Below are 10,228 nucleotides of genomic sequence, written 5' to 3'. Positions count from 1 at the left end.
CGTAAAGACAGTCGTCCAGCGGCAGCAATGTGTGCCGCCGGAACGCGACGATCATTGCCTCCTCTTCCTCGCTGAGAACGGTTGAACGCGTGGCTCTCGGGCCGGTCTTCTGATCCTCCACCGTCGCACGCTTGCGCCACTTCGCAACGGTCTTGGGGTTGATGCCCAGCTCCTTGCTCAGCTGCGCGAGCGAAGCTTGCGATCGCTGTATTGCAGCTCTGACAGCGTGCGTGGTCGTGGCGCTCCCGTGACGAACTTGTCCCATAATGCTTCCTTCCATTCCCGAGAAAGGATCGCACCATCAAACCATGGGATCAAACACCTAGGTCTCCCCCGCCATCGGAACAAGCGGATAAGAGGCGAGCGGATCATACCGCGCGCCATCCTCGCGCAGCACCGACTGATAAAGCGTGACCTGCTCGGCCACCACCTCGGGCAGGGCCCGGTCTCCGTGGGTTTGCAGGAACCGGCCCAGATGCGCGGCGTCCCGCTCTTCCATGTCCCGCGAAAACCGCGCCAGCGTCACATGCGGGCGAAACCGGGTGCGCGGCAGTTCGATCCCCGCCAGCCGCACCGCCGTCAGAACCTCGCGCCGCAGCGCGGCGAGCGGGCCGGACCGTTCCGCCCGGATGAACAGGAGTTTCGGCTGCCGGCTGCCAAGGATATCGAGCCCGGAAAGGCGCAGCACCACCTCGCGCGGCGGCAGATCGCAAAGCACCTCGTGCAGCGCCTCAAGCGCCGGAAGGGGCTGCTCTCCAAGAAAGGACAGCGTCAGATGCAGGTTCTCCTCGGGCACGTGCCGCCCGACGCGCAGCAGACCTTGCAGATCGGAAAGCTGCTCGCGCGTCTCTTCCGGCAGGTCGAGCGCGATGAAGGTCCGCATTCACGCCCCCTGCCTGTCGGGCGCGGCCTGAAGCCGCGCGTAAAGACGCAGCGCATGGCTCGCGTCGTCGGCAGCGGGCGGCATCGCCCGGTCATAGGCGGCGGCGATCACCCCGCCGATCTCCGGGCGCAGGACGGTCGCACCCGTCTGGGGCAGGATCGCCAGCGGAGAGGTTTCGGCAAAGGCGCCCTCGCCCCACATCACGATCATCTGCACCGCCTGCGTGAGCGCCAGCGTCTCCGCCGGCATCTCGCTCAGCGGCCCGCCCATGCGCAGGAACACGAACCCCGCCCGGATCGCCCCCTGCTCGTCAAAGCGGAAGGCGCGGTATTGCTGCGCCTCCGCCGCCTTCAGACGCTCCAGCAGCGCGGCGAGATCGGGGATCAGCCGGTCAAGGTCCGGCACCCCGGCCAGTTCGTCCCATTCGCGGAAAAAGAAAATCATCAGGTTGGCGCCGAGTTCCGGGTCTGTCTCGGCCATCCGGTGCCCGGCGAGCGCCACAACCGCCTCTATCGCGCCCTTCACGACACGCAGCGTTTCATCCTCCACGCCGAAGACGACGGGTGCGATAGGCCGCCCCCAGCGGGCAAAGGCATAGCTGCCGTCCGGCCGGGTGAACAGGGCTTCGATCTCGTCGGGGGTCATATCCGCCTCCATCCGCATGGCCGATCCATGCACCGCAAGACGGGGGGCGCACAACCCCCTTCGCGCCCACTTTGGGGCCCGCGCAAGGGTGCGGTGACGGCGGTTTCGGTGGCCAAGGCAACGAACGCGGCGTTGACGGGTCAAGGGAACGGCCATTCCGCCCGGTGACACCGACGCGATACCGACATAATACCGACGTTTTACCGATATGGGGTTTCATGCGTTTTCAATGGGTTAACTCAGTTTCCCCCAAAGCATCCCCACCGCATGCAAAAAGGCCGCCGGATCGCCCGGCGGCCCCCTTTGGCCCGCATGGGCCGCAACAGCGTGTGCGAGGCTTATTCGCCTGCCTTCATCGCCTCGATCGAGATGTGCACTCCCACTTCGTCGCTGATGAAAGGGGTGAACATGCCCATGTCGAAATCGGTCCGAAGCAGCGTCGTGGTCGCATCGAACCCGGCCCATGGCTTTTCCTCCATCGGGTGCTCCCCGGCCTGGTTGAGCTGCGCATCCAGCACCACGGATTTCGTGATCCCGTTGAGTGTCAGATCGCCGGTAATCAGCGCGGTATCCTCGCCCGTCACCTCGATCCCGGTGGAGGTGAAGGTCACCATTTCGTTCTCGTCGGCACCGAAGAAATCACCCGACATGAAGTGATTGAACCGCTCTTCCCAGCCGGTGATCATGTCGGTCGCGGGCATCGACACCGTGACAGAGGAATTGGCCGGATCTTCCTGATCGAACTGGATTTCGCCTTCGAAACCGGAGAACATCCCGTAGGTCGTGGAATAGCCCATGTGATTATAGTCAAAGAGAATCTGGCTATGGCTCGGGTCAAGCACATAGGTTTCCGGCGCGGCCTGCGCCGTAGTTGCAAGCGCGGCGAACGTGGCGGCCAGAAGGGTCGAATGTTTCATGAAAGTCGGCTCCGTATCATGTGAAAAGGATCGCCACGCATAGATGGCGATCCCCGGCCAACTCTCAATTCCCGACTGCTCCACATCACCTGTGGAACAGCGAACACTCGGGCGCGCGCCGGCGCCCCCCGGTCAGGCGAAGATCAGCGACTGCGCCCGGAGCTGCGCCTCGGCATCGCGCCGCGCCGCCGCACCGTGAAGCTCCATCCCGGCAAGCTCCTTGTCATCGCGGTCGCGCAGGAACAGACGGTCATCGGTGATCTCGATGCGGAAGATGTCCTCGTAATCCACGACACGCAGCACCTTGGTGCGCCGCCCGATCGCGTCCACGAGATACACCTGACGGTGGCGCGCATCGAAATGCAGCTCTCTCACCGGCTTGTCGGTGCCGATCTGGGCCATGCCCACACCCGCCGCCGTCAGCAGGATCGACACCAGCGCCTTGGCCATGAGCGTGCCGCCCGCGAGCACCGGCCCCGGCACCATCCAGAGCCCGATCCCCGCAAGAATAAACGCGAATCCGAGCACCAGCGCCGAAATCCGAAGCAGGGTGGACGGCCCGATCTGCTCTGCCGGATCGGCAGATACCGGGTGCACGTCGTCCATGAAATCCGAAACTGCAACCATGACATGTCTCCTTGACACCGCTATTCGCGTTCAACCTTCCCGAGAAAAGCGTCAACAATTGGGCAATGCTGCGGATTTTTGCGATTATCCCGCCATTCTCCCCCGTCCGAAGCGGGCCGATTCCGCCCTTGCATGGCACACCATATCAGGTATACAGCGCCATCCTTTCGCAACGTATCTGAACCGCGCAGTCTCTCGTGGGTGGGGCGCGAAAGGGTCATGGCCCCGCTCTTTGAAATGCGCCTGAATAAAAATGGAGTGCACATGCCGCTTTACGAGCATGTATTTATCTCGCGCCAGGACCTGTCGAACACGCAGGCCGAGGGGCTCATCGAACATTTTGGCACCGTGCTGGCCGACAATGGCGGCACACTCGTGGATAGCGAGTATTGGGGCGTCAAGACGATGGCCTACAAGATCAACAAGAACCGCAAGGGCCATTACGCCTTTCTGCGCACCGACGCCCCCGCGCCGGCCGTGCAGGAAATGGAGCGCCTGATGCGCCTGCATGACGACGTGATGCGTATTCTCACCATCAAGGTCGATGCCCACGAAGAGGGGCCGTCGGTCCAGATGCAGAAGAAGGACGAACGCGACACCCGTCGCGAACGTCGCTGATCACGCAGGCCAGGAAAGGACACAAGTCATGGCTACAAAACCGTTTTTCCGCCGCCGCAAGGTTTGCCCCTTCTCGGGCGACAACGCGCCGAAGATCGACTACAAGGACACCAAGCTCCTTCAGCGGTATATTTCCGAGCGTGGCAAGATCGTGCCCTCGCGTATTACCGCCGTCAGCAACAAGAAACAGCGTGAACTCTCCCGTGCGATCAAGCGCGCGCGTTTTCTCGCTCTTCTGCCCTACGCCGTGAAATAAGGAGAGAGACATGCAAGTTATTCTTCTTGAGCGCGTGGCCAAACTCGGCCAGATGGGCGATGTGGTTGACGTGAAGTCCGGCTTCGCGCGCAACTACCTGCTCCCGCAGGGCAAGGCGCTGACCGCGTCGCAGTCCAACATCGCGCATTTCGAGACGCAGAAGGCGGAACTCGAAGCGCAGAACCTCGAAACCCGCAAAGAGGCCGAGGCGGTCGCCGCCAAGCTCGACGGCCAGCAGTTCGTCGTGATTCGACAGGCGTCCGATGGCGGCAACCTCTATGGCTCCGTCAGCACCCGCGACGCGGCCGATGCCGCTTCCGAGGCCGGATTCTCGGTGGACCGCAAGCAGGTCATCATCGAACGTCCGATCAAGGAACTTGGCCTTCATAAGGTGGACATCCACCTCCACCCGGAAGTGTCGATTCAGATCGAGCTGAACGTCGCCCGCTCGCCCGAAGAGGCAGAGGTGCAGGCGTCCGGCAAGTCGATCCAGCAAGTCGCCGCCGAGGAGGAGGCCGCCGCCGATTTCGAGATCGCGGAACTGTTCGACGACATCGGCTCCGCCGCCTCCGACGACGAGGATCTGGCCGAGGCCCTGTCCGAAGAGAGCAGCGAAGAGGACGACCAGAAGTATCAGCAATGACGCTTCCGGATAGGACATAGAAAAGCCGCGCGGAGTGATCCGCGCGGCTTTTTTCATGTCCGCGCCCGATCATCGGGTGTTCCGACCCTCCCATGAGCATCAGACCCGCAGACCGAATGTAAGACGATGAAACCCAAGATCCTGACCACCCTGCCCGACTACACCCGCGCCCTTTTCGCCGCCGATGTCATGGCGGGCATCACTGTCGCGATGGTTGCCCTGCCCCTCAGTCTTGCCATCGCCATCGCCTCCGGCGCCGATCCGGCGGCCGGGCTTGTGACGGCCATCGTGGCGGGGTTTCTCATCTCCGCCCTCGGGGGGAGCCGCGTGCAGATCGGCGGCCCGACGGGCGCGTTCATTGTGGTGGTCTATGGCGTGATCGCCGATCACGGCTATGACGGGCTGGTGATCGCCACGTTTCTGGCCGGGCTGATCCTGCTGGTCGCCGCATGGCTTCGGATCGGCAACCTGATCCGCCATGTGCCAGAGCCGGTGATCAATGGATTCACCATCGGGATCGGAATCATCATCGCCACCAGCCAACTCAAGGATCTGTTTGGCCTGACCCCCGAAGATGTGCCGGCCGATTTCCTCGAAAAGCTGCCCGCGCTCTGGCACGCGCGCGGCACGTTCAGCGCCTCCAGCCTGGCCATCGGGCTTGCCGCGATGGCGTTGATCGTGATCCTGCGGCGGCTCTTTCCGCGGTTTCCGGGGCTGATCGTGGGGATTGCTGTCGCATCGGCGCTCGTTGCCGTTGCCGCCCTGCCCGTCGATACGATCGCCTCGCGCTTCGGGGCGTTGCCCGACCGCCTGCCGATGCCGGCGCTGCCGGATCTGTCCCCTGCCCGCGTCATGGCGCTTCTGCCCTCGGCCTTCGTGATCGCCTTTCTCGCAGGGGTTGAATCGCTTCTGTCGGCCATCGTGGCCGATCGGATGATCGGTGGACGCCATCGCCCCAACGCCGAGATGCTGGCGCAAGGCGCGGCCAACCTCGGTTCTGCGCTGTTCGGCGGGCTGCCCGCGACGGGCGCCATCGCCCGGACGGCCACCAATGTGCGCGCCGGCGGGCGCACGCCGGTGGCAGGCATCGTCCATGCGCTCACCATCCTCGTGGTGATGATGGCCGCCGCGCCGCTGGCGGGCTATCTTGCCATGCCCGCGCTGGCCGGTTTGCTGATCCTGACGGCATGGAACATGACAGAGCCGCAGAAATGGCGCGGCTACCTGTCGGGCCGGGGATCGGATACGATGTTGCTGCTTCTGACGCTGGTGCTCACGGTTCTGGTGGATCTGACCGTGGCGATCAGCGTCGGCGTCGGCGTCGGCCTTGCCCTCCGCCTGCGCCGGCGGAAGATCACCCCGCCCGACTGGACCCCGCCGGACCGATAGACCCACCAGGGCGCAGCCCGCGCGGTATCGGCGGGCGGCCGGGGCTGGGCTTTCTCAACATACCCCATTGAATCAAAAGTCCCCGCCAAAGGCGGGGACTTTGTCAGTTGTCTGAACCCCGCCTTTTCAGGCGGGGCCAATCCATGTTCGGATTCGCGCTACGGGTTACTCGTCGCCCTTGAGCGCCGCCCCCAGAATGTCGCCAAGCGAAGCACCCGAATCCGAGCTGCCATACTGCTGCACGGCTTCCTTCTCTTCCGCGATTTCGCGGGCCTTGACCGACAGACCAAGGCGGCGGGTCTTGCTGTCCACGTTGGTCACGCGCACGTCCACCTTGTCACCGACCGAGAACCGCTCGGGGCGCTGCTCGGAACGGTCACGCGACAGGTCGGACCGGCGGATGAAGGATTTCATGCCTTCGTATTCCACCTCGATGCCGCCATCCTCGATTGCGGTCACTTCGACGGTGATCACGCTGCCACGCTTTACGCCGCCGACGACCTCGGCGAACTTGTCACCGCCCAGAGCCTTGATCGAGAGCGAAATCCGCTCTTTCTCGATATCGACTTCGGAGACCACGGCCTGAACCACGTCGCCCTTGCGATAGTTCTGGATCGCATCCTCGCCACGCTCGTCCCAGCTCAGATCCGACAAGTGAACCATGCCGTCGATGTCACCTTCCAGGCCGATGAACAAACCGAATTCGGTGATGTTCTTGACCTCGCCTTCGACCTCGGTACCAGCGGGATGGGTTTCCGCAAAGACTTCCCAGGGGTTGCGCTGCGTCTGCTTGAGGCCCAGCGACACGCGGCGCTTGGCCGGGTCGATTTCAAGCACCATCACCTCAACCTCCTGCGAGGTGGAGACGATTTTGCCGGGGTGCACGTTCTTCTTGGTCCACGACATTTCCGAAACGTGGACAAGACCCTCGATCCCCGGCTCCAGCTCCACGAAGGCGCCGTAGTCGGTGATGTTGGTCACGCGACCGGTATGGACGGTGCCCAGCGGATACTTGATCGCCACCATGTCCCACGGATCTTCCTGCAGCTGCTTGAGGCCGAGGCTGATGCGGTGGGTTTCCTTGTTGATCTTGATGACCTGGACCTTGATGGTCTCGCCGATCGACACGATCTCGGACGGGTGGTTGACGCGGCGCCATGCCATGTCGGTGACGTGCAGAAGCCCGTCCACACCGCCCAGATCCACGAAAGCGCCGTATTCGGTGATATTCTTGACAACACCGTCCACGGCCTGACCTTCGGTAAGGTTGGCGATGACTTCGGCGCGCTGCTCTGCGCGGCTCTCTTCGAGGATCGCGCGACGCGACACCACGATATTGCCCCGGCGGCGGTCCATCTTGAGGATCTGGAAGGGCTGCTTGAGGCCCATCAGCGGACCGGCATCGCGGACCGGACGCACATCGACCTGGCTGCCGGGCAGGAACGCCACGGCACCGCCGAGATCGACGGTGAAGCCGCCCTTGACGCGACCGAAGATCGCACCTTCGACGCGCTCTTCGTCGGCATAAGCCTTTTCAAGACGATCCCAAGCTTCTTCACGGCGCGCCATCTCGCGCGAGATGACAGCTTCTCCGCGGGCGTTCTCAGCAGACCGAAGGAAGACTTCGACCTCGTCGCCGACAGAAATATCAGGGGTTTCGCCGGGATTTGCGAATTCTTTCAGATCGACGCGACCTTCCATCTTGTAGCCGACATCGATGATGGCCTGGCCCGCTTCAACTGCGATGACCTTGCCCTTGACGACAGAGCCCTCTTCGGGCGTGTCCATTTCGAAGCTTTCGTTCAGGAGGGCTTCGAAATCCTCCATACTTGCGTTCTGAGCCATGTGGCGTCTTTTTCCTTTACATCTTTGCTATACTGGCCGGGCGGTTGTCTCCGCCGGTCTTGGGTTGGTCGCTTGGCCTGCCGCAAAACAAAGAGGGCCGGTGACCCCGACCCTGCTCGATCTCTCTGGATGCGGCGTTGATCGCCTTCGTTGACAGGGAGCTTGTTATCCGCAGCGTGACCCGAAATCAAGAGGCTTGCACGCAAATGACGCGAGGCCCCCGGCAGAATTGCGCCGGGGGCCAGATGCCCGAGGGCTTGTGGCGTCTACTGCTGTCCGCGCGCCTCGATCCGCTTGGTGACGCGCGCCTGAAGATCTTCGTCCTCACCAACGGCCTGAGCGATTTCCACGTATTCATCGACGGTGATATTGTCAGCGTTCTCGATCGTTTTCTCGATCTCCGCGTTCGCCTCGGCCACGATCGCGTCCTGCTGCTCCTGGCCTTCGGTGCCCTGAAGCTGGTTGGTATACTTCTGGCGCAGTTCCGCCACATCAAGAAGCGCATTTGTAAATGCGTCGAGCTTCTCGGCGGAGTAGGCTTCCTGCGATTGGGCGGCTGCGCCCTGCGCGGTCAGCGCCACCATCGGGGCCGCTGTCACGGCAAGGCCGAGTGCGGTGGTCACGGCGGCAAGTGTCTTTCTGGGTGTCATGTGTCCTCCATCGGAATGCAACTGTCTTGCAACAGGCTCTGCTGCCACCCGAGAGTAAGTAACAACCCTGCCCCGGGGCACAAGCGGATCGGCGGATTCCTGCGAAAGCGGGCGTCGACGTGCCGATGAAAGTTCACGATTCAGGTGCCGCTTGCACCATGGTTCACAGGCAAGTGCCACATGTCGCCAAGTGTGCGCTCCGCCCCATTCGGGCCAAAGCGGGAAAAGCCGCTGTTGTGGTAGAGAGTCAACTCACCGATCCAGAAGCGGTCGGGCATGATCAGAAAATCCACGCGGACGGAATCAAAATACGCGCCGATCTCGCGTGCAATACCACAAACCTCCTCAAGATAGGGCGGTCGTTCGAGCGGAGGCAGATCGTCACGTGGCGGCGCGATCTGCCGGATTTCGCTCTCTTCCCAATATTCGGTATAAAACCCCTGTTTCTGGGGATGACCCCGAAAGTCGAACACGGCTATGAGTCCGATTTTTTCGCCGAACATGTGCACCTTCAAGTCCAGCGGCCGACCCGCATCTGCATCGCCGAGCAATTCTTCAACGATGATGCGCGGCGGGATCTGGCTGTAAAGCCATTCCTGCATATGCGCTCCAAAGTGTCGTCGTCGCAGCCAGGTGCGACAGGTCGCGCGGATCGCCGCCTCGTCGAGTAGCTGACCGGGGGTGCAGAAAACGCACCAGCCGCTGCCATGGCTACCTTTGATCACCGCCCCCTCGCGCATGCGGTCGAACGGCAGCGTGTCGGGATCATCGGTATGATGAAGAAGTTGCGGCAGAATGGCATCGGCGCGGGTATTGCCGAGCACATCGCGCAGAAACTCCCGGCAGCGCAGCTTGTCTGCGGCAATCGGGAAAAGCGGATTGCGGTCATTCAGTTTGCGCCACTGGACCTTCTCGGCATAGCCTTTTGGGTTGCGAAGGTCGGGATCATGGCCGTGGACTTTCCGGAACCGTCTGCGCAAGGCTGGATAGCCAAAAGCACGGTCAACCCGTCCTTTCAGACGATCCAGAAGGTTGTCAAAGTCAACACCGTGCATGTTTGCGATCCCTTCACCGATACAGGGCGCCCTGGATCAATGGCCCGCTACCGTCGCGCGGCCTCGATCGCGTCGATGGCGGTGGCGATGGCCGCCTCTATTCCGAGGTCGGAAGTGTCGATCAGCACCGCGTCCCCGGCTGGTTTGAGCGGCGCCTCGGAGCGGGAACTGTCACGTTCGTCGCGCTCATGCACATCGGCAAGCACCTCTTCAAAGGTTGTCTCCGCCCCCTTGGAGACAAGTTCGCGATAGCGCCGGTCGGCGCGGATCTCGGTGCTGGCGGTCACGAAAAGCTTCGCCTCCGCGTCCGGGCAGATCACGGTGCCGATGTCTCGCCCGTCAAGCACGGCCCCCCCGGCGCGACGGGAAAAGGCGCGCTGAAAGTCGAGCAAAGCCGACCGCACACCGACGATCTCTGCCACGCGCGAAGCCGCCTGCCCCACCCCGGGGGTTCGCAGCAGGGCTTCATCCTCGAGATCCCTGGCCGTCAACGCCTCGGCCGCCGCCACCGGATCGGTGCCGTCGAGCGTGCGCGCGCCCACGGCCCGGTAGAGCAGCCCGGTATCGAGATGGGCAAACCCGTAATGCGCGGCCACCGCCTTGGCGATGGTGCCCTTGCCCGAAGCCGCCGGTCCGTCTATCGCGATTGTGAATGCCATGCCGTATCCCTGATATTCTGTCTGCGTCTGGCTCTTATCTC

Annotated in this window: 12 protein-coding genes and 1 pseudogene; 4 read left to right on the top strand and 9 right to left on the bottom strand. The window is 62.8% G+C overall.

Annotation, left to right across the window (positions count from 1 at the left end; genetic code table 11):
- From BMW66_RS14245 to BMW66_RS14225, 5 genes and pseudogenes are all read right to left on the bottom strand, one after another.
- Positions 1-265: pseudogene (locus tag BMW66_RS14245) on the bottom strand (IS481 family transposase); the annotation flags it as partial.
- Positions 266-322: 57 nt separating this feature from the next.
- On the bottom strand, positions 323-883 hold the full coding sequence (gene thpR, locus BMW66_RS14240; RefSeq protein ID WP_093119481.1) for an RNA 2',3'-cyclic phosphodiesterase: 561 nt from the start codon (positions 881-883) through the stop codon (positions 323-325).
- Positions 884-1,528 (bottom strand): hypothetical protein, encoded by a 645-nt coding sequence (locus BMW66_RS14235; protein WP_425441329.1) that lies wholly within the window; start codon positions 1,526-1,528, stop codon positions 884-886. It abuts the gene before it with no gap.
- Positions 1,529-1,866: 338 nt separating this feature from the next.
- On the bottom strand, positions 1,867-2,445 hold the full coding sequence (locus BMW66_RS14230; protein WP_093119480.1) for a YceI family protein: 579 nt from the start codon (positions 2,443-2,445) through the stop codon (positions 1,867-1,869).
- A 132-nt stretch (positions 2,446-2,577) separates the two neighbouring features.
- Complete coding sequence (locus BMW66_RS14225) at positions 2,578-3,072, bottom strand: hypothetical protein (RefSeq protein ID WP_093119478.1); 495 nt, start codon at positions 3,070-3,072, stop codon at positions 2,578-2,580.
- Positions 3,073-3,336: 264 nt separating this feature from the next.
- On the opposite strand from BMW66_RS14225, the gene rpsF reads away from it, so the two are divergent.
- From rpsF to BMW66_RS14205, 4 genes are all read left to right on the top strand, one after another.
- Positions 3,337-3,690: a 30S ribosomal protein S6 gene (rpsF, locus tag BMW66_RS14220; protein ID WP_093119497.1), complete on the top strand. Its 354-nt coding sequence runs from the start codon at positions 3,337-3,339 to the stop codon at positions 3,688-3,690.
- Between the two features lie 28 nt (positions 3,691-3,718).
- Positions 3,719-3,946: a 30S ribosomal protein S18 gene (rpsR, locus tag BMW66_RS14215; protein WP_093119477.1), complete on the top strand. Its 228-nt coding sequence runs from the start codon at positions 3,719-3,721 to the stop codon at positions 3,944-3,946.
- 10 nt (positions 3,947-3,956) lie between these two features.
- A complete protein-coding gene (gene rplI / locus BMW66_RS14210) occupies positions 3,957-4,589 on the top strand; it encodes a 50S ribosomal protein L9 (protein WP_093119476.1) in 633 nt (210 codons plus the stop codon).
- Between the two features lie 126 nt (positions 4,590-4,715).
- The gene (locus BMW66_RS14205; RefSeq protein WP_093119474.1) at positions 4,716-5,978 is read left to right on the top strand and encodes a SulP family inorganic anion transporter; all 1,263 of its coding nucleotides are present in this window, start codon (positions 4,716-4,718) and stop codon (positions 5,976-5,978) included.
- A gap of 165 nt (positions 5,979-6,143) precedes the next feature.
- Here the strand turns inward: BMW66_RS14205 and rpsA are convergent, their stop codons facing one another.
- The 4 genes from rpsA to BMW66_RS14185 all read right to left on the bottom strand — a co-directional run bounded on the left by rpsA (position 6,144) and on the right by BMW66_RS14185 (position 10,187).
- Positions 6,144-7,823 (bottom strand): 30S ribosomal protein S1, encoded by a 1,680-nt coding sequence (gene rpsA / locus BMW66_RS14200; protein WP_093119473.1) that lies wholly within the window; start codon positions 7,821-7,823, stop codon positions 6,144-6,146.
- Positions 7,824-8,089: 266 nt separating this feature from the next.
- Positions 8,090-8,473: a DUF4168 domain-containing protein gene (locus BMW66_RS14195; protein ID WP_093119472.1), complete on the bottom strand. Its 384-nt coding sequence runs from the start codon at positions 8,471-8,473 to the stop codon at positions 8,090-8,092.
- A gap of 140 nt (positions 8,474-8,613) precedes the next feature.
- The gene (locus tag BMW66_RS14190; RefSeq protein WP_093119470.1) at positions 8,614-9,528 is read right to left on the bottom strand and encodes an ATP-grasp fold amidoligase family protein; all 915 of its coding nucleotides are present in this window, start codon (positions 9,526-9,528) and stop codon (positions 8,614-8,616) included.
- Positions 9,529-9,575: 47 nt separating this feature from the next.
- Positions 9,576-10,187 carry a (d)CMP kinase gene (locus BMW66_RS14185; RefSeq protein WP_093119496.1) on the bottom strand — a complete coding sequence of 204 codons (612 nt, stop codon included), beginning with the start codon at positions 10,185-10,187 and terminating at the stop codon, positions 9,576-9,578.
- Between the last annotated feature and the right edge of the window lie 41 nt (positions 10,188-10,228).

The sequence above is a fragment of the Salinihabitans flavidus genome (assembly GCF_900110425.1).
Lineage (GTDB): Bacteria > Pseudomonadota > Alphaproteobacteria > Rhodobacterales > Rhodobacteraceae > Salinihabitans > Salinihabitans flavidus.
This window is presented reverse-complemented; position numbering and strand designations above follow the sequence as displayed.